The sequence below is a fragment of the Granulosicoccus sp. 3-233 genome (assembly GCF_052681095.1).
On sequence record NZ_JBQYLE010000015.1, the window covers coordinates 34793 to 53213 of the forward strand.

General features: G+C 55.2%; 15 protein-coding genes. 8 read left to right on the forward strand and 7 right to left on the reverse strand.

The window, feature by feature from the left end; all coding sequences use genetic code 11:
* Positions 1 to 79 precede the first annotated feature (79 nt).
* On the reverse strand, positions 80 to 952 hold the full coding sequence (locus ACUNV4_RS26945) for an endo alpha-1,4 polygalactosaminidase (RefSeq protein ID WP_430881764.1): 873 nt from the start codon (positions 950 to 952) through the stop codon (positions 80 to 82).
* Positions 953 to 1058: 106 nt separating this feature from the next.
* Positions 1059 to 1637, reverse strand: a complete 579-nt coding sequence (locus ACUNV4_RS26950) for an NAD/FAD-utilizing enzyme (protein ID WP_430881765.1) — start codon at positions 1635 to 1637, stop codon at positions 1059 to 1061.
* A gap of 373 nt (positions 1638 to 2010) precedes the next feature.
* Here ACUNV4_RS26950 and ACUNV4_RS26955 point away from each other — a divergent pair, with 373 nt between their 5' ends.
* Positions 2011 to 4284, forward strand: coding sequence for a mechanosensitive ion channel family protein (locus ACUNV4_RS26955; RefSeq protein ID WP_430881766.1), 2274 nt, complete (start codon positions 2011 to 2013; stop codon positions 4282 to 4284).
* 26 nt (positions 4285 to 4310) lie between these two features.
* On the forward strand, positions 4311 to 4694 hold the full coding sequence (locus ACUNV4_RS26960; protein WP_430881767.1) for a hypothetical protein: 384 nt from the start codon (positions 4311 to 4313) through the stop codon (positions 4692 to 4694).
* A 7-nt stretch (positions 4695 to 4701) separates the two neighbouring features.
* On the opposite strand, the gene trkA is transcribed toward ACUNV4_RS26960, so the two are convergent.
* From trkA to ACUNV4_RS26980, 4 genes are all read right to left on the reverse strand, one after another.
* Positions 4702 to 6075: a Trk system potassium transporter TrkA gene (trkA, locus tag ACUNV4_RS26965; protein ID WP_430881768.1), complete on the reverse strand. Its 1374-nt coding sequence runs from the start codon at positions 6073 to 6075 to the stop codon at positions 4702 to 4704.
* Positions 6076 to 6124: 49 nt separating this feature from the next.
* On the reverse strand, positions 6125 to 7570 hold the full coding sequence (locus tag ACUNV4_RS26970) for a TrkH family potassium uptake protein (protein ID WP_430881769.1): 1446 nt from the start codon (positions 7568 to 7570) through the stop codon (positions 6125 to 6127).
* Positions 7571 to 8068: 498 nt separating this feature from the next.
* Positions 8069 to 8533, reverse strand: a complete 465-nt coding sequence (locus tag ACUNV4_RS26975) for a DUF3461 family protein (protein WP_430881770.1) — start codon at positions 8531 to 8533, stop codon at positions 8069 to 8071.
* Between the two features lie 433 nt (positions 8534 to 8966).
* Positions 8967 to 9974 carry a LacI family transcriptional regulator gene (locus ACUNV4_RS26980; RefSeq protein ID WP_430881771.1) on the reverse strand — a complete coding sequence of 336 codons (1008 nt, stop codon included), beginning with the start codon at positions 9972 to 9974 and terminating at the stop codon, positions 8967 to 8969.
* Positions 9975 to 10468: 494 nt separating this feature from the next.
* On the opposite strand from ACUNV4_RS26980, the gene ACUNV4_RS26985 reads away from it, so the two are divergent.
* The 5 genes from ACUNV4_RS26985 (at position 10469) to ACUNV4_RS27005 (ending at position 16665) form a co-directional block, all read left to right on the forward strand.
* Positions 10469 to 11830: an ABC transporter substrate-binding protein gene (locus ACUNV4_RS26985; protein WP_430881772.1), complete on the forward strand. Its 1362-nt coding sequence runs from the start codon at positions 10469 to 10471 to the stop codon at positions 11828 to 11830.
* Positions 11831 to 11895: 65 nt separating this feature from the next.
* Positions 11896 to 13128 carry a carbohydrate ABC transporter permease gene (locus ACUNV4_RS26990; protein WP_430881773.1) on the forward strand — a complete coding sequence of 411 codons (1233 nt, stop codon included), beginning with the start codon at positions 11896 to 11898 and terminating at the stop codon, positions 13126 to 13128.
* Positions 13125 to 14339, forward strand: a complete 1215-nt coding sequence (locus ACUNV4_RS26995) for a carbohydrate ABC transporter permease (protein WP_430881774.1) — start codon at positions 13125 to 13127, stop codon at positions 14337 to 14339. The genes ACUNV4_RS26990 and ACUNV4_RS26995 overlap by 4 nt, the downstream gene beginning before the upstream one ends.
* Positions 14339 to 15613 (forward strand): MGH1-like glycoside hydrolase domain-containing protein, encoded by a 1275-nt coding sequence (locus tag ACUNV4_RS27000; RefSeq protein ID WP_430881775.1) that lies wholly within the window; start codon positions 14339 to 14341, stop codon positions 15611 to 15613. Before ACUNV4_RS26995 ends, ACUNV4_RS27000 begins: the two co-directional genes overlap by 1 nt.
* The gene (locus tag ACUNV4_RS27005) at positions 15613 to 16665 is read left to right on the forward strand and encodes an ABC transporter ATP-binding protein (RefSeq protein WP_430881776.1); all 1053 of its coding nucleotides are present in this window, start codon (positions 15613 to 15615) and stop codon (positions 16663 to 16665) included. Before ACUNV4_RS27000 ends, ACUNV4_RS27005 begins: the two co-directional genes overlap by 1 nt.
* Before the next feature lie 28 nt (positions 16666 to 16693).
* Here the strand turns inward: ACUNV4_RS27005 and ACUNV4_RS27010 are convergent, their stop codons facing one another.
* On the reverse strand, positions 16694 to 17134 hold the full coding sequence (locus tag ACUNV4_RS27010; protein ID WP_430881777.1) for a MarR family winged helix-turn-helix transcriptional regulator: 441 nt from the start codon (positions 17132 to 17134) through the stop codon (positions 16694 to 16696).
* 114 nt (positions 17135 to 17248) lie between these two features.
* On the opposite strand from ACUNV4_RS27010, the gene ACUNV4_RS27015 reads away from it, so the two are divergent.
* On the forward strand, positions 17249 to 18397 hold the full coding sequence (locus tag ACUNV4_RS27015) for an aminotransferase-like domain-containing protein (RefSeq protein WP_430881778.1): 1149 nt from the start codon (positions 17249 to 17251) through the stop codon (positions 18395 to 18397).
* The last annotated feature ends 24 nt before the right edge of the window (positions 18398 to 18421 follow it).

Sequence of the window (18421 nt, forward strand, 5' to 3'; positions counted from 1 at the left end):
TCGAACAGGCATGACACCCGAGGAGAGCATTCGTCTACTCGGGTAACGACAAGCGCGCTCTCGTTCCAGGAGCAGCCTGTTACTGACAGCTCAGTCTGTAGTCGTCGTCCAGATCTCGCGGGAGGACCAGGGTGCTGAATCGTTTGTCCTGAAAATGACGGCAAAACTTGGTGAAAACCTTGGGCCTGAGGCGAAATTCCGGACGATACTCCACGTGCAGTACCGGTTTACCCTGGCGAATGAAAATGTCCAGTTCATCGCATTCATCATGGCGATCACAGGATTCGTTGACCGTGAAGTCGTAGTCGTCGATCAATTGACCAGCAAGGCCGACGCTGTTTTTCAGACCTATGGCCAGGCCTCTGGCATGAGCCTGACCTGCGAGGTAGCGGTTGTATGACAGTTGGTCGTTGCGCATCAGCTCGATCCCTGTCTGATTGCTGTAACCATCCACGTTGTCGGGATCAACTCCGTCACAGCCTTTGGCAAGGGCCATGTCCAGACGAGTTGCCATGATACGTCTGACGTTTCGGCTTCTGACATCAAGCCAGCGTTCGCCGGGCCAGTCCTCAAGCGGGTCCCCCAGGTCAGATGCGCTGAACTCATTGGCATCGGAGCGCCATTTCTCGTGGGTACCAGCCGAGAAATAGCAGATGACTGCGACACCGCGCTTCTGCAGCCCGGAAATCGTCGATACAGGCGTATCGAACAGATCCACGACATAGAGGTCGGCGTCATGAGCCGTGTTCGCTACGCCTTGCAGTTGAAGCTGCCAGTTGACTGCAACAGGCGGCCGATAATGATTGGCAGTCGCAGGTTCCGATGTCGAGACCTTGGTAGCGGCAACAGGTATCGGGTTGACTGTGCCCACATCGGCCACCACAGTGCAAGCAGAGATAGAAAACAGGCAGGTCAGGAAGAAGACAAGGCTTCCGAACTGAGCAGATTCCATGGGACGTCGAGTGCTTGAATCGAGGGCGCGTGTTCCGCTTGTAGATGGTCAATCATTGCAAGTGGCGTGCACATTGCCAGCTTTGAATCAAAGCGGAGGTGTGCAATCAGACGTTCTTCCACATCCGCCAGTACCACCATTTATCCGTGCCACTGGTGAAAGCCTGGATCCAGTCTGGCGTGGCAGTGCCGAGACCTGCGGGTTCAAGGCGTGGGTGGTCAGCGCAGATCTTGTCCAATACCGTCTTGCCCTCTGCTTCAAGATCGATGAAGAAGACATGTCTGCCTTCATCCAGAACGGATTGAAAGCGTTGGAAATGATGGTTCGGGGTCTGGATTCCGCGCAAGCCACCCAACCACGTCATGGCTCCAAAGACGGCGAAGGCGAGAAATATGAAGGGCGTCCAACCGGCTGCACCGGAGGACCAGCCAGCCAGGCCAGCGATGAGCAGTACAAGAATGGCCAATGCGAAACCTGCAACAGCGCCGATCAAGGCAGAATGCATCAGATCCCGTTTCATCAAGGAGGTAACACCAGTCAGTTTCTCATGCCGCTGCACACTGGCATTGTCACGACTGAGTACATGTATCTGCGGAGAAGAGACACCTTGAGCGATCAGCTCGATTTCGATCTGTTCCAGATCGTCAAGATCGTCGGATATGAAGTAGTAGCGTTGACGTTTCATGGTGTGTGGTCCTCATTCGATGTTGGTAGTGTTCCAGTAACAGACTCCCGTTGAACAGTTCTCTGGACGTTCATACACACAATACGCCTGATCAGTGAAGCTCACCAGCGACAGTCCATGACATCGGTGACGATCCCTACAGGTTCTCTCGTCACAGTGGTCAGCAGACCTGTTTGCTGACTTGACAGGGAATGGGCTCAGACCGCTGCAGACGTGAGTGTTACAGCTGGCATCAATTGCACATCATTTCCAGTGCAGGCATCATTGTCCGGATGGCCTGCCATGTTTATTGCATTCGAGGGCGTGTGGTGCAGATGTTCTGTGCCACTTGTCCGGTAACCAGACCGAGGAATGAGGGTTGACCGCACTAGTCATGAGAATTTTTCGGTATACGATGGTGCTGTTCGGTATTTTATTGCTGTTCAGCACAAGCTCTGCCTTGCAGGCTCAGCAGCTCTCTGTGACATCAGGTGCTGATGAACAGACGACGGCCGAGCTTCCCGTCATGGACAATCCCGCAGCGGTCAGGGAGCTGGTGTCCAGATTGTCTGACAGTGAGGTCAGAGAACTGTTGTTGCAACAGTTGGATATCGTTGCAGCCAGACAACTCGAAGATGACACCGCGGTCGAGGAGGTCGGACTTTTCACCCTGATCACAACCAATATTCCGATTTCGATTCAAGCAGCGGTCAGTGCGTTTCCCACCCTGATTTCCGGTCAGATCGAAATCTTCAGCCTCTTTGTCGATCGCCTTGGACCCAATGGCATTACCGGGCTATTCATCAGCTTTCTCTTCGCGATCATCGCCGGTCTGGTCATCGAATATCTCGTCCGGTTACTGACACGCCGATGGCGTGCCACCGTTGATGTGCCTCAATCGGCCGATCCGACGTTGAAGCAGATTCTGAAACTGTTGAGCATCAGGTTTGTTCTGGATCTATCCGGCCTGCTGGCTTTCATCATTGTTACCCAGATTGTATTGAGGCAGATGCTCGCTGATCTGCAGGTGCATTTCATCATGCACCACGTGCTGTGGAATCTCATTTTGATTCCCAGGCTGTTTTCGGTAGTGCTGACCTTTGCACTGGCCCCCAGACGTTCCGATTTGCGGTTGATTCACACCACTGACGCTGCCGCACGTTTCCTGCACAACAACCTGGTCAGTGTGGCCTTGCTGGTGGGTGTCACTCTGTCGATCACGGACTTGCAGAACATCCCGGGAGCGGTACGGTTTGAAACCCGAATCGGCTTCTGGTTCAATCTACTCATACACCTGTACTTTGCCTTCATTGCCTGGCGCTCGCGATACACCCTGATCGATATCATCACTGGCAGGAACGACGATGCCACTCCTCTGGAAAGGCAAGTGGCGAAGTTCTATCCCTACTATGCCATGGCCGTGATTGTCAGTAGCTGGACTCTGGTCGAGATACTGGTGGCTCAGGAAAAGCTTCATCTGATTGCAAAGGGCGTTCAGTATTCGACCATGTTCATCCTTCTGCTGGCACCGGTTCTGGATACGGTTATCCGAGGTTTGGTCGAACATCTGACACCAGCCATCGTGGGTGAGGGCGCGCTTGCCCAGCAGGCCTACCATTCCGCCAAGCGAAGTTATATACGGATTGGTCGATTGCTGGTCATGCTGCTGGTTATCAGCTGGCTTTCCTGGATATGGGGCGTGGATTTTTCCAACCTCGACGCCACCGGTACGGGCAGCTCGATGACTCGGAGACTACTGGAATTCATCGGCATATTTGCCGTGGGTTATCTGCTCTGGGAAGTGGTTACTCTGTGGTTGAACAGGAAGTTGGCTGCGGAGAAAACCGCATCGGGCGTGGGAGGCGATGCGGGTCTGCCCGGCGGTGATGAAGGGGGGGTGGGAGGTTCCCGGCTTTCCACCGTGCTGCCTCTCATCACCTGGTTCGTGCAGACGGCCATTGTGGTCATGACAGTCCTGGTCGGTCTGGGAAATCTGGGAATCGATATCACACCTCTACTGGCCGGCGCCGGTATTGTCGGTCTGGCCATCGGTTTTGGTGCGCAGAAGCTGGTAACGGATATCGTTTCGGGGCTCTTTTTCCTGATCGACGATGCATTTCGGGCGGGTGAATACGTGAACGTGGAAGGCACCATGGGCACGGTTGAAAAGATCTCGTTGCGTGCAATGCAGCTGCGGCATCACCGTGGCCCGGTGCACACCATTCCATACGGTGAAATTCCCAAGATCACGAACTATTCACGTGACTGGAGCATCATGAAGCTGACGTTCACGGTGCCCTTCGAAACGGATCTGATCAAGGTCAAGAAGATATTCAAGACCATCGGTGCAGAATTGATGGAAATTCCTGAATTTTCCGGGGATTTCATACAGCCCTTCAAATCGCAGGGTGTCATCCAGGTCGACGATATCGGCATTGTGATTCGAGGCAAGTTCATGGTAAAGCCGGGCAAGCAATTCCAGATCCGCAAGGAAATCTTCCAGCGGGTGCAGCAGGAGTTCGACAGGCACGGCATTCAGTTTGCGCGCAAGGAGGTGCGTGTCAAACTGGACGGCGGTGGTAGCGCAGAAGGCGCTTTGTCGGAGGAAGACAAATCGGCCATCGGTGCGGCGGCGCAAGAGGCCAGTGAGGTGAAGCCAGCGACCTGAAACGCCGGGCTGAAGCCGTATGGGTTGTGAGGCTGGTTTGCCGGGTCAGTCAGATCGGGCTTGACGGCGCGGAAAGAGACAGCGACGGTGCGGTCAATGCCATTGCCGAAATCAGTGAGATAATTACTCAGATCAATCTGCTGCAGGATCAGATTTCCACCGGCGTGTCGAGACAGAAGCACGCCGTGGAGCATATCAACCGGTCCACCGGTGAAGCCGATGTCAGAACCACGGCCATCATGGGGAATCTGTCCCAGGTATCTACCAGTTCCTGCGAAACGGTGGATGGCACGGTGAAAGCGCTGGAAGCGGCCAGAACGCTAAAGGGCATGTCCGCATCGATGCATGAGCTGGCATCGCGTTTCCGGATTCGTGATGTTCGCGAAGCACTTCATCGAAAGGTGGCCTGAGTGCGTGTCAGACGAAGGTGACGCCCACCTGGAACAGTCTTTCGACATCCTTGATGCTTCGCTTGTCCGAAAGAAACAATACAAGGTGGTCCCCTGATTCTATCAACATGTCTTCATGCGGAAACAGGAGTTGATCGCGCCGCGCAATCAGGCCGATATTGACGCCGCCAGGTATGGATAGTTGCTTGATGCTCTTGCCGACCACACGTGAGGTATTTCTGTCACCGTGTACCTTGATCTCGATGGCCTCGGCGGCACCGCGGCGCAGCGAATGCACGGCCAGTACATCACCTCGTCGTATATGGGCCAGTAGTGCACCGATCGTGACCTGCGCGGGTGACACGGCAATATCGATGGCACTACCCTGTGCGATGTCCACATAGCTGGAGCGGTTGATCAGACAGATGGTCTTTCGAGCGCCAAGCCTTTTTGCCAGCATGGACGACAGGATGTTCGCTTCATCATCATTGGTGACGGCGCAGAAGACATCGGTGTTCTCGATATTCTCCTGTTTGAGCAGGTCAGCGTCTGCCGCGTCTCCCAGCAGTATGATGGCCTTTCGCAGTGTTTGCGCCAGGTGCAGACCGTGCGCTTCATCCACTTCTATCAGTTTGAGCGCATACTGATGCTCCAGCGACAGAGCCAGTTTTTCTCCGATGTTGCCGCCACCAGCGATGATGATGCGACGATAGCGCTTGTCAGTCTGGCGAAAGCCAGCCAGTACGCCGGCCACATCCTCACAGGCCGCAATGAAGAAGACCTCGTCACCCGGCTCGATGGTGGTCTGTTCGTTCAGGGGAATCGAGTTTTCCCCACGAAACAGCGCAACTACTCGAAACGGGTGTTCCGGCAGTCGAGCGGGCAGATCCTTGACACGCAAGCCCACCATATGGCCAGCTGGCTTGGCTTCCACGGCCGCCATGCGAGCCTTGCCACCGACAAAATCCAGTACTTGCAATACGCCTGGTTCTTCGATCAGGTACTGAATATGTCGCGTAACCAGCTGTTCGGGACTGATGATGTAGTCGACCGGTACAGCGCCGGGTGAAAACAGAGCCGGATGATCCAGATAGTCGGCGGAGCGAATCCGGGCCAGGCACTTGTTGGTACTGAACAGGGAGTGGGCTACCTGGCAGGCAATCATGTTGGTCTCATCGCTACTGGTGACCGCCAGCAACAGGTCCGCGTCTTCGATACCTGCATCGATCAGAGTTGCAGGGCTGGAGGCATTGCCTGCAATCGTGCGAATATCGAGCTTTTCCTGCAGCTTCCTGAGCAAATCCGGCTTGCGGTCGACTACGGTCAGATCGTTGGATTCTGCAGCCAGCTCGAAGGCGACATCCGAGCCTACCTGTCCCGCTCCCAATATGATGATTTTCATGGTTTTCTGACAGTCCGCGTGAGGGTTTGTCGTCTGCTGTTCCGAGACATCAGTTGCGCCAGTAGGCGGGCAGGAACAGGATGAGAAGAGTGAACACTTCCAGTCGGCCTACCAGCATGGCAAAGATGCCCAGCCATTTCACCGCCGTATTGACGGTCGAAAAGTCGGTGGCCACCTCGCCCAGTCCAGGGCCCATCAGGGTGATGGTTGCACTCACCGCACCGAAGGCGGATACCAGGTCAAGTCCGGCGGCCATCATGGCGAGCGTCAGGACGAGACTCGACAGTATGTACAGCGTATAGAAGCCCCAGACGGAAAACAGTTGGTCGTCGGGGATCAGCCGGTTGTTGAGTTTTATCACGGAGACAGCTTGCGGGTGAGCCATGTGAAACAGTTGTCGCAAAGCCAGTCGAGTCAGCAGAATGATGCGCAGTACCTTGATGCCACCGGAGGTGGAACCGGCGCATCCTCCGATATGAGCGACCATGATGATGAGCAGGGGCACGAAGAGTGGCCAGCTGGAAAAGGTCTCCGTACCGAACCCCGTACTGGTCATCAGAGCCACCACCTGGAAAACGGAGACCCGCAGTGCCGTGAGCAGGGATTCATGGGTACCGACGACGAACAAGGTCATCGTGATGACAAGGGTGGTACACAGCAGGATGTAGAGGTAGGTACGAAATTCTCCGTCTCTGGCATAGATCCTTGCGCTGCGGCTGCGTAGCGCAAAGAAGTGCAGTGCGAAATTGGTTCCCCCGGCAATCATGAAGACGATCGCGATCATCTCGATCAGCGGACTGTCGTAGTAGCCGATGCTGGCATCGTGGGTGGAGAATCCGCCAGTGGAAATGGTGGACATGGCGTGTCCGATGGCATCGAACAGTTGCATGCCGGCCAGCCAGTAGGCCAGGGCGCAGATAACGGTCAGACAGACATAGATGAGCCACAAGGAACGGGCAGTCTCGGCTATGCGTGGTGTGATTTTTTCGTGCTTGGCAACACCCGATGCTTCCGCCTGATAAAGCTGCATGCCACCGATGCCGAGCAGAGGCAATACGGCAACTGCCAATACGATGATACCCATGCCACCCAGCCACTGGATTTGCTGACGATGATAGAGCAGCGAGCGTGGCAGTTCGTCCAGCCCGACAATGACGGTAGAGCCCGTACTGGTGAAGCCGGAGATCGATTCGAACATGGCATCCGTGAAATCCAGATGCAGGCTCAGAAGAAACGGCAGGCTGCCAACAGCCCCCAATAATATCCAGAAGAAGCTGACGACAAAATAGCCTTCCCGGACGCTGATTTCAGACGAGGTCTGGCGCACCGGGAACCACATCATCAAGCCCACCAGTAGACTGGCCAGCAGCGAAATGGCAAAGACAGACCATTGATCATCCTGATAGAAGAGAGCCACACCAATCGACGGCGCAAAGCTGAAGCTGTAGAGCATCAGCAGCATACCGAAAAGGCGAATGATCGGAGTCCAGTGCATCGTAGTGTGGGTCGGTTCAGTTGGGTTCCATGAGGTCGTTTCGCCGGGGGAGCGATGAGTCGCTGAGGTGAGGCGAATCGATTCTCGGTGCGGAGCTTGCCTGTTGTGGCCGGGTCGAAAGGTCAGGAATTGTAAACCCGTTTGCGGGCACTCGACATGGCCTGCAGCATCCGCATCCTGATGTCCGGAGTTCCGTGAGGCGAGTCACGTTGATCCAGACTCCCCGTAACTTTCTGATCTGGAAAGGGATATCGTGTTGCCCTGAACTGCTGTAATCGGTGCTGTCGCCGACTCACAAGTATCGTGAATGACGATGATGTGAATCAGTCGATCCACCACTCAGCACAGGCTCCTGAACGTCATCCTGTCTGCGAGCCTGAAGGCAGATTCCGCCAGCATTGCTGCGCTGCAATATCCGGTTGGACAGAATCCGGAGGGGGCAGACGGTGGCCACCACAGGGTGCTACCGCCTGCCTTGCTTGCCGACCATCGGAGACGCTACAGCGCTTCGATGTGCTTGCGCACGCTGTCGAGCTTGCTGTTGATCTGGCTCATGTTTTCCGAGGGGATGGATTGGTTGATCAATTGTTTCAGCTCATTGATCTCTGCCAACAGATCGATCTTGACATCCGTGTTATCCGTCTTGGTGGGTTCATGCTGGTTGAACGCGACCAACTCGTCGAGCTCGGACACCGCCTTCAGCAAAAATGGCGATATTTCATAGGTGTGCTCCATTCGCGATGTGCCACCGTCGGCTATCACGGTGCGTAGTGAGCGGCCGAACTTGTACTTGCGACTGTGCGGCAGCAGGGAGCCCTTGGCGCGTTTGTAGATGACACGGAGTACATCCTTGTCAGCGCCATCCTGACGCAGGCTGTAATTGGCAATTTCGTGAAATCGGACGATACCCATTTCCGACAAGGCGGTATATCGAATGGCTGTTTCTGCAAGATTGGCGGACATGTAGATGTTCCTGTTGTAGTGGTTTGCTGGTTTCGAATTACGCGACCATTGCTGGCGCATGGGTTCAATATAGGGCGATCATATTGCAGTGCAGCATATCCGCAGGAACAAGTTCTGGTGCTCTGATGATCGAGTGACGGGTTACACGCGGCATCATCACAACAGTTCGGTCGTCTGATCCGAGTCTATTCAAGCAGTTAGCGGAGATTGACAGTCGGCGAGCCCGCGAACCCGGCGCTCAGCAGCATCATCACGTGGCACTTTTATTCACGTTTCTGTGAAGTCGATCTTGCAGCGCTTCCTTTGAAGCTGTTCGCTACTTCGTGACGTGTCACCACGCACTGTCGTGTGGACCGGTATCCAGGTCGCAAGAAGAAGGGGCTGGGTAATGGGGCAACCCTTGACGCGCTGATTGAAGCCGATCAGCCGCCTCTCAACTCCAACTGCTGACCGGATCCTGAAGGTATTGCAACTGTTCGATGGCAACGCCATCAATACGCTGCATGGTCAATCGGGCCAGCGCCTTACCGGTTTCAATGAGATCTTCTGCCACGGTATCCATGTCCGGGTACAGCGTCGGCAAGATGTCCGTGGTGCTCTTGCAGATCAGATCGTAGTCGGAACCGAGACGGTAATTGACATCGCTCAGTCCACTGATGAGCGCCAGTCCGGTGAGCTCATTGTTGGTGATGACAGCGTCAATACCGCTGTATTGGGCAGGCAGATCACGAGCGTGATCGCGCGCGCCGCCGGGAGTGTCAAGGATTTCCGGATTGCTGGTCACGCTGCTGGTAATCCCGCGTCTGGCTGTTGAATTGAGGAAGGCGTTGACGATGTGTGTGTAATTGGTCGTCTGGTTGTCCACGGCTGTCAGGTGGATATGCTTTCGCCCTTTGCTGATCAATCGTTCTATTGCCATCTCGATGAACTTCTCGGCATCGAAATCGAAAAAGGCATGCGGAGAAAAGAATTCCGTACGGCCATGGCAGACAAATGGGAAATCGGCATCCATGAGCATCTGTACCCGAGGATCGCGAACACTGGTATAGGTAAGAATGACAGCGTCAGCCGAACGCGTTTCCAATATGTAGCGGACTGCGGCGAGGGGGTCGGCAGGGTCGATTTCCGGGATCACGCTCAGATGAAAGACAGTGCCACTGATCTGTGTTCCGATCCCGTGAATGAGCTGACGAGTATAGTCGACCGAGTTTCTGTCTGTTGCCAGCACCAGTGCAATCACGTTGGTACGACCGGTTCGCAATCGTACTCCAGCCCGATTGGGCACATAGCCCAGATCCTTGGCCGCTTGTTGTATCAGCTCGCGGGTGGCGGGCTTGACATGGCTACCATCGCGCAAGCACAGAGAGACGGTGGAGACACTGACACCGGTTCTGTCGGCGATGGTTTTGAGCGTAGCTCGCTTGACGTCGGAATTCTTCATTCTGATTCGATCTGGATTTTTCTGCTCGTACGGTTGCGAGTCCCGACTGGAGTCTACTATCTGTCAGGCCATCCGGTGCTATCGCCAGTATCGGCAGCAGTCCTCTGACGTAGTGGGTGCAGGATACTGATCGGTCGTTTTCGCATTCCTGAATATCCTGCCGGGGTCAATTCCGATTGGTTTGCCTGATTTCACAAATGAGTGCTTTTCTGTCTTATTGTCAATCGTAACGTTGCAATATGTGCATTCAAAATGTGCAGAATATTACTAACTATGATTTATCCTGTTGATACTTATAGCATTAAATTAAATCAGAAAACAGTTGATAATAATCGTAACGTTACGATATAGTGGCCGCACTTGTCATATGGCGAGATATAGTAATCCCGGTCAGCTGCCATTCGATGCCTATCGCTGAAGCGATGTTCAGTGTTTACCGCGTCAAATTGAAGACAACAGGAAACGCAGCTGCACCCAACCATCAGGAGACATACATGAAGAATAGAATGATGGGGCGCTCAGGCCGTCTGTTCGCTCTTTCCGCTTTCAGCATGGCCATGCTGACTGGCACTGTTCAGGCAGACACCATTCGTTTGTGGACGACTGAGGAACAGCCTGATCGTCTGGCCAAGCAGCAAGCCATGGCGGATCAGTTCAAGGAACAGAGCGGTCATACCGTGGAAGTCATTCCAGTCACTGAAAGCGATCTGGGCAAGCGTGCCACTGCTGCCTTTGCGGCGAATGATCTGCCAGATGTCATCTATCACCCGTTGCAATATGCATTGCCCTGGTCCGAGGCCGGCATTCTTGATGTCGATGCTGCAACCGAAGTCATCGAGGACCTCGGTCTGGACACCTTCTCTCCCGGCCCTTTGAGAATGTCCACATTCGAAGACGGTTACGCTTCGGTTCCGGTTGATGGCTGGACGCAGATGATCATTTACCGTACCGATCTGTTCGAGGAGAAGGGGCTTGAGCCCCCAACCACTTACGCGGCCGTCAACGACGCACTGGATGCGCTGCACAGTCCACCGGAGATGTTCGGATTTGTTGCAGCAACCAAGGTTGACGAAAGCTTCATGAGTCAGGTGCTGGAACACGTGTTCCTGGCGAACGGTGTATCGCCGGTGGGACCGGACGGTTTCAAGCCACTGGAAGAGGGGCCGACCACGGAGGTACTGGAATTCTACAAGAGCATCGCCCAGGCATCACCACCGGGAGATCTCATGTGGAAAGAGGCTCGCGAGTTGTATTCCGCGGGGCAGGCTGCCATGATCATCTGGTCACCGTTCATTCTCGATGAACTGGCGGGTCTGCGTGACAGCTCACCACCAACGATCAATGATGACCCGACCACTCGCGAACTGGCAGAAAAGACCGGTGTTGTGACTACCTTTGCTGGCCCTTCAAACCCGGATGGCGCGGCTTGGGGTGATGTACGCTACTTCGGTATCACCTCTGATGCCAATACCGATGTTGCTGAAGAGTTCATCACTTTCTCCATGAGCGATGCCTATCTGGACACCCTGGCCATTGCGCCTGAAGGCAAGTTTCCGGTTCGCACCGGCAATGCCGATGACAAGATGGCCTACAAGGATGGTTGGGCCAAGCTCGATGTCGGTGTGGATCGAAAGGCGCCACTGGGCGATCTATATCCGCAAGCCGTCATCGACGAGATCGTCGGCGGACTGGATGTCGCTCAGCGCTGGGGAGTCGATGAAGGACAGCTGTCACTGGCATCCAAGATGATCAACAGCCAGGTGGTCAATCGCGTGGTACGCCAGTTCATCGATGGCGAGCTCAACGCGGCAGATGCCATTGCCGCGATGAATGCCGAACTGTCGGAAGTGAACTGAGGCGTCTGGTGAATGACTCATGACGGCACCTGTCGTCATGAGTCACTGAACACAGGGAATCCACTATGACTATAGCCACGCCGCCTACCGGTACGGGGGAGCTCGCCAAACGCGAAGCCCGTCTGGCCTGGGGCCTGTTGTTACCTACTGTAATTGTTGTCAGTCTGGTCATCATTCTGCCGCTGCTTGCGGTATTCTGGATCAGCGTGAAACCCGTAGGTCTGTCCGACTTGCGCCCCGTTACTCCCATCGTACGTGAAGCGGTACGAGGCAGTGGTGAGAACCTGCGTGTGGAATATCGTGTGCGAAATTCATCCCGCGAACGCCCCCTGAGCGATGTCTTCTTCAGTGACACGATTCCGGAAGGCGCTTCCTTGCTGGAAATACCCGAACTCTGCGAACTGACCGGTCAGACCCTGAGCTGTACTTTCGGCGCTCTGGAGCCCGCCTTCAGCGAACGTCTGAGCATTCCCATGTCCTATGGCGGTGATCCGGAAGAGCTCGAAGACATCGCCGAGGCCAGCGATCCTGTTGTCGAGGGCAGTGGCGAAAATGTACTTACAAACTTCGAGTTCACTGCCGACAATTTCAAGCGCATATTCGACAGTTCGCAGTTTCTCAGTGTCATCTGGGCGACCACCTTCTACACGGTGGTGGGCACCATTGGCGCTTTGACTGTCGGACTGGTAGCCGCGATGCTGCTGAACAAGTCGTTCAAGGGACAGGGAATACTGCGTGGACTGTATCTGTTTCCCTATGTGTCTCCCATCATTGCAGTGGCATTCACCTGGGTGACGCTGCTGAACCCGTTCTCCGGTTCCATCAATGCATTACTACTCCAGATGGGAGTGGTAACGGCACCTATCAATTTCTTCGGTGAGCAGCCACTGGCTTTGATTTCTGTCACCGTATTCGAAATCTGGCGGTATTTTCCGCTGTCTTTCCTGTTCATCCTGGCTCGCATGCAGTCGATCGATACAGACATGTACGAAGCCGCCGACATGGATGGCGCAAGCCCTTTCCAGAAGTTCTGGTATCTGTCGGTACCGCAGCTGCTGGGTATCCTCAGCGTGTTGTTCCTGCTGCGCTTTATCTGGACGTTCAACAAGTTCGACGACATCTTTCTGCTGACAGGCGGTAATGCCGGAACGCGAACCTTGACGGTCAATGTTTACGAACAGGCCTTTGCAGTCGCCAATATCGGGGCCGGAGCGGCAGTGGCTGTCGTGGTCTTTGTCGTACTTCTGTTCTTCAGCCTGTTGTTCCTTCGTTATGTTTCCAGGGAGGAAGGAATGTGAATATTCTTCGTCAGGGTACAGTCATATCCAGTCTCATCGGAATCTTCTGGGTATTCATTGTTGCCGTCACAGTGGCTATCTGCCTGTCATTCTCGACGGGGCTTGCCTTCAAACCAGCCTTGCTCGGCTGTCTGTTGCTGGGACTGGTCAGCGCGCTGATGTGTGTTGTCTACAAGAAGCCGGTCGTGCTCTACATCGTTGGAATACTGCTGGGGACAGGGATGGCATTCACGCCATTGAGTCCACTGCTCATGGCTGCCGAAGTAACTCCGTTGTTGCGATTGCTCTCGGGGGTGCTGACAGGTCTGGCGAGCGTTGCAGCCTTGCAGAAAATGCTTCAGGAAGTTGAAGTGGGCTTTCTGACGCGGCATGTCTTCGAGGAAGCCATCATCCGATTCCTGACCGGGTTCGGTTATGTGTTCTTTACCGCCATCGTTCTCATACCGTTTTATGTCATGGTGATGACCAGCCTGAAATCGCAGCAGGAACTGCTGCAGAATCCGCTGGATTTCACGATCGATCTGAGTCAGGGGCTTGATCTGTTCAGGAGCTATATCGAGCTGTTTGCCAACTTCAACTTCGGTGGTTATCTACTCACCAGCTTTGGTGTGTCGGTGCTGACGGTGTTCATAACGCTGCTGTTCTCGGTGCCGGGTGCCTACGCGGTTGCCCGTCTGCGTTTCAAGGGGCAGGCGGTGTTTTCCAGATCGATTCTGTTGATCTACATGGTGCCGATGATCGTGTTGGCCTTGCCGATCTATATCGCCTTTTCGATGGCTGGTCTACGCAACACCATTCTGGGCATCGTGCTGGTGTACCCGGTCACCACCATTCCGGTGGCGCTGTACATGTTGCAGGGGTATTTCAGGGGGCTGCCCGTTGAAGTGGAGGAGGCGGGTCTGATGGATGGTCTGTCGCGGCTGAAAGTCATATGGAAAATCACCCTGCCATTGTCCGTACCTGCATTGGTGTCTGTGTCGCTGTATGTCTTCATGATCGCCTGGAACGAATTCCTGATCGCCTTCATGCTGCTGGATGATCCTTCCAAGTTCACTTTGACGCGGGGTGTGGCCATGCTGAATTCGTCTGAAATACCTCGTCAGCATCTGATGGCTGGTGCTGTGATTGCAACTATTCCAATAATGTGCCTGTTCCTGGGACTCGAACGTTTCATGACCAAGGGGCTGACTGCCGGATCGGTGAAAGGATAATGAACGCTAGAGAAAGTACCAAGCAGTCAACGACAGAGCTGGACCGGCAGGCCGAGCAGGTCATGCGACTGAATGACAAAGGCGGGTATACCGTTCCGACCGAAGGTCTTTACCCGTATCAATGGAATTGGGACAGTGCCTTCGCGGCATTCGGCTTTGCACAGTTCGATGTGGGTCGCGGCTGGAAGGAACTGGAGACCCTCTTTTCCGGTCAGTGGAAAAACGGCATGGTGCCGCATATCCTGTTTCACACCGAAGATGATCGCTATTTTCCAGGGCCGGAGGTCTGGCAGGGTACGGGCCCCGTCCGTTCATCGGGAATCACGCAGCCGCCGGTTGCCGCAACCATGGCACGGTTCATCTTCGAGATCGATCCCGAAGCCGGGCGTGAGCCCATGGAGAGACTGTTCGATGCCATGGTTCGCTGGCATGCCTGGTTCATGAAGTGGCGGCTGGATGACAATGCGGTCTGTACCGCGCATCCCTGGGAAACCGGTCGCGATAATGCGCCGGACTGGGATGGTGCCATGGCGCAAATCGATCCGGTGGACGTCGGCAGCTACACCCGGCGGGATCTGGGCCATGTAGACAGTGCGATGCGACCCAGGCCATATGACTATGATCGCTATATCTGGCTACTCAAGCATGGTCGCTCGTTTGCCTGGGATGATTCGGCCCTGCTGGAAAACACCCGGTTCAGAGTGGCTGATCCCACCATGACATTCACCTTGCTGCGAGCGCAACGCGATCTGGTCGCTCTGGGGCAGGCCCTGGGACGTGATGTCAGCGCTTTGCAAGCGGATATCGAATTGCTGGAAGCGGGTGCGCAGACGCTCTGGAACCCGGCGATAAAGGGTTTCGACTCTCGGGATGTCCTGACCGGCAAGTGGGCGGGCTCCCTGTCCAATGCCTCGTTTCTGGCCTGGTATGCCGGTTTGGACAATCCGGAACTGCTGGAGAGCTATCGTCGAGTCATGAGTCTGGTGGCATATGGTGTGCCTTCCTTCGACCCTGCCGATGCAAGGTTCGATGCGAAGCGTTACTGGCGTGGACCCACCTGGGGCATGATGAACATGCTCATCGGCACAGGGCTGACCGAGATGGGTCATGCTGATGGCGAGACATTGCGTGCACTGACATCGGAACTGATTCAGGCACATGGATTTTCCGAATACTTCGATCCGACCGACGGGACACCCGCCGGCGGCAAGTCTTTCACCTGGACGGCCGCAATCTGGCTGGGTTGGGCGTCCCCTGACAGGAGTGCAATCTGATGGGTGCCATCAATCTGAGTGCTGTCGAGAAATGGTACGGGACGGTTCAGGTCATCAAGGGCGTTGATCTTGAAATTCAGGATGGTGAGTTCATCGTGTTCGTCGGACCTTCGGGTTGCGGTAAATCCACGCTGCTCCGCATGATCGGTGGGCTGGAAGACATCTCGCGAGGCAGGATGCTCATCGATGACAAGGACGTGACCGATCAACCGCCATCACGACGTGGCCTGTCGATGGTTTTCCAGTCATACGCCTTGTACCCGCATATGTCGGTCCGCGAGAACATGGGTTTTTCGCTGAAGACGGCGGGCTTGCCCAAGGAAGAAATCGATAAGAAGGTTGATGCGGTAGCCGACGTACTACGCCTTGCCGAGTACCTTGAGCGCCGTCCGAAGGATCTGTCGGGTGGTCAGCGGCAGCGGGTCGCTATCGGCCGTTCCATCGTTCGTGACCCGACAGCTTTTCTGTTCGATGAGCCCTTGTCGAATCTGGACGCTGCGCTGCGGGTAGAGATGCGACATGAAATTGCCAAATTGCATACCTCGTTGACCTCTACCATGATCTACGTGACGCACGATCAGGTGGAAGCCATGACATTGGCAGACAGGATCGTGGTGCTGGAGGCGGGGCGTATCGTTCAGGTGGGTACGCCGCGTGAACTCTACAACTTTCCGAACAATACCTTCGTGGCTCAGTTCATTGGCAGTCCCAAGATGAACGTCGTGCCTTGCAATACCACGGGTACGGAATTTGTCATTGCTGGTGGTCTTCCCGGCATGATGCCGTATTCTCGAGATGGCGCGACTCAGTTGGGCATACGCCCTGAACATATCTCCGTCGTGGAGTCGGGTACCGGCTACTGTGACGGAGAGGTCGAAGTGGTCGAATACCTTGGCGCTGATACCTTCATCGTCGTGGGCTGTGGTGCTGCAGGACAGGTGTCAGTCAGAATCAACGGCGACTCCGACCTCAGGCCGGGTGCTTCAGTGGGATTGTCATTCGATGTGGACAAGGCGCACTTCTTCGATAACGAAGGACAGGCTATTCGTTAACAGGGTAGAGCCGGATGCAGGGGCATTGTCAGCGCTCGTTTCGAGCCAGTTGCTGCATGACCTCGCGCCAGCCGGCTTCTGCCTTGCTGCCTGCGGACTCGAAAGCCTTGTCCAGCAAAGCCGTCTGCGTTCGGCACAACTGCGATTCAAGCCGTTTGCCGGCGGCCGTCAACGTCAGTTGCCTGATCCGCTTGTCATCCTTGCCGGGGCTGGAATGGATCAACTCACTGTCCGAGAGTTGTCGCAATGGTGTGTTCAAGGCCTGTTTGCTGACCGCCAGCACCTCCAGTAAGCGAGTAACCGACAGGCCGGGCTCTCTGGCAACGAAATACAGGATGCGGTGATGTACCCGCCCCAGGCCTCGTCTGGCCAGAATGTCGTCCGGTTCCGCCGTGAAGGCTCGGTAGGCGAAGAACAGTGCTTCGATCGCATCGCGCAGTTCTCGTTCACGGGCGTCGGGTGTCGGCATCCTGAAGCTTATGAGGGAGTAGATAGGGTTGACAAATTATGCCCTGAGTGTGGATACTGTCAATAGGTCAATAATATTGACCATTAATGACAGGTCACACTCGGTACCTCTTCGATGTCTGCTGAAATCGCCTTTTCCAACCGGATAGCCAATCTGCGCAGTTCACCCATCCGGGAAATTCTCCGTGTCATCGATCAGCCTGGCATGGTGTCCTTTGCTGGTGGACTGCCTGCGCTGGACACGTTTCCGAGCCTGAGCCTGGATGGCATGCCGGTGAGCACCTTGCAATACGGTGCCAGTGAAGGGGAGCCGGCATTACGGTCCATGATTGCGCAACGAATGCAAGGCATGGGGCTGGATATCCCTGCGGACCAGGTGATGGTGGTGTCTGGTTCTCAACAAGGCATCGATCTGGTCGCAAAGCTGTTCATCGACCCGGGTTCACGCGTGGCACTGGAATCACCTTCCTATCTGGCTGCGTTGCAGGTCTTCAACTACTACGGCATGCAGCCAATCTCGCTGAATCCGGATGAGCCGGAGATGGCTCTGGCGACAGGCACGAATTCCCCGCCCCTGACCTATATCATCCCAACCTTTCAGAACCCGACGGGAAATTGCTGGACAGGCGATCAGCGTGAGCGGCTGGCGCAGCTTGCCGATGAGACCGGAACCGTGGTTTTCGAAGATGACCCTTACCGGGACCTCGTATACGATTCCGTGGACCGTCAACCCGTCTGTGCCCGATTGCGCAAGGCTTCCTGGATCTATCAGGGCTCCTTTTCCAAGAGTCTGGCGCCGGGACTACGAGTCGGTTTCATGGTGGCATCAGCCGATCTCATGCCCTTTCTGCTGCGCTTGAAACAGGCGTCAGACTTGCATACCAGTCGGATCAGTCAATGGCTGATTCTGCAGCAGTTGCAGGTAGCTGATGAGGCCTCGCGCCTGCTGTTGCTGGCAGAACATTACCGAGCACGGCGTGATGCTTTCCAGGCTGACTTGCTAAAGCACTTTGAAGGTCTGGCTGCCTGGGAGCTGCCCCCTGGAGGTCTGTTCTTCTGGTTGCGGCTGGCGGGTGAAATTGACACCTCCTTGTTGCTTGACGAAGCCATTCGCAGGAACGTGGCCTTCATGCCAGGTGAGCCGTTCTTTATCGATCAGAGCACACGCTATCCGGCACTGCGACTGAATTTCAGTCACGCTGCCGATGCCGACAGGCAGCGCGGCCTGCAGACCCTTGCCGGATTACTGCGAGAACGCTTGTAGCTGGATCGTTCAGCGACACGGCAA

Coding starts and splice junctions, on each gene's coding strand:
- ACUNV4_RS26945 (WP_430881764.1), bottom strand. CDS start 952: ATGGAATCTGCTCAGTTCGGAAGCCTTGTCTTCTTCCTGACCTGCCTG.
- ACUNV4_RS26950 (WP_430881765.1), bottom strand. CDS start 1,637: ATGAAACGTCAACGCTACTACTTCATATCCGACGATCTTGACGATCTG.
- ACUNV4_RS26955 (WP_430881766.1), top strand. CDS start 2,011: ATGAGAATTTTTCGGTATACGATGGTGCTGTTCGGTATTTTATTGCTG.
- trkA (WP_430881768.1), bottom strand. CDS start 6,075: ATGAAAATCATCATATTGGGAGCGGGACAGGTAGGCTCGGATGTCGCC.
- ACUNV4_RS26970 (WP_430881769.1), bottom strand. CDS start 7,570: ATGCACTGGACTCCGATCATTCGCCTTTTCGGTATGCTGCTGATGCTC.
- ACUNV4_RS26975 (WP_430881770.1), bottom strand. CDS start 8,533: ATGTCCGCCAATCTTGCAGAAACAGCCATTCGATATACCGCCTTGTCG.
- ACUNV4_RS26980 (WP_430881771.1), bottom strand. CDS start 9,974: ATGAAGAATTCCGACGTCAAGCGAGCTACGCTCAAAACCATCGCCGAC.
- ACUNV4_RS26985 (WP_430881772.1), top strand. CDS start 10,469: ATGAAGAATAGAATGATGGGGCGCTCAGGCCGTCTGTTCGCTCTTTCC.
- ACUNV4_RS26990 (WP_430881773.1), top strand. CDS start 11,896: ATGACTATAGCCACGCCGCCTACCGGTACGGGGGAGCTCGCCAAACGC.
- ACUNV4_RS27000 (WP_430881775.1), top strand. CDS start 14,339: ATGAACGCTAGAGAAAGTACCAAGCAGTCAACGACAGAGCTGGACCGG.
- ACUNV4_RS27005 (WP_430881776.1), top strand. CDS start 15,613: ATGGGTGCCATCAATCTGAGTGCTGTCGAGAAATGGTACGGGACGGTT.
- ACUNV4_RS27010 (WP_430881777.1), bottom strand. CDS start 17,134: ATGCCGACACCCGACGCCCGTGAACGAGAACTGCGCGATGCGATCGAA.
- ACUNV4_RS27015 (WP_430881778.1), top strand. CDS start 17,249: ATGTCTGCTGAAATCGCCTTTTCCAACCGGATAGCCAATCTGCGCAGT.